The sequence below is a fragment of the Micromonospora sp. URMC 107 genome, assembly GCF_051386315.1.
Lineage (GTDB): Bacteria > Actinomycetota > Actinomycetes > Mycobacteriales > Micromonosporaceae > Micromonospora.
Window position 1 is genome coordinate 1 of record NZ_JBPQTK010000312.1, and the last position, 388, is coordinate 388.

General features: G+C 78.1%; 1 protein-coding gene. It reads right to left on the reverse strand.

Annotated features, from left to right (window positions below):
• Positions 1-388 (reverse strand): CurL C-terminal domain-containing protein (locus ACSNN9_RS28675; RefSeq protein ID WP_436676422.1); only part of this gene is annotated, 388 nt, incomplete at both ends.

A 388-nucleotide genomic window follows, 5' to 3' on the forward strand; every position in this document is an offset into this window, starting at 1 on the left:
GCGGCGAACACCGGGAACGTCCCGTACAACTCCCGGCCCATGCCGGCGCGCTGCGCACCCTGACCCGAGAACAACAGCGCGAGCTGACCGCGTGCGGCGGCCGAGCCGGTCACGACAGCGCCGGAGGGCTCGCCCGCCGCCACCGCCGCGAGGCCCGCCAGCAGCTCGTCCCGGCTCGCCCCGGACACGACCGCCCGGTGCTCCAGCGCCGACCGCGTCGCCACCGAGGACCACGCGACGTCCACCGGACGCCGCTGCCCGTCCGCCGACAGCCAGCGCGCCCACCGGCCCGCCTGCGCCGACAGCGCCGTGGCGTCGCGGGCGGAGAGCAGCACCGGCACGACCGGCGGCACGTCGCGGGCGACGATCTCGCCCTCGATCGCCTCGA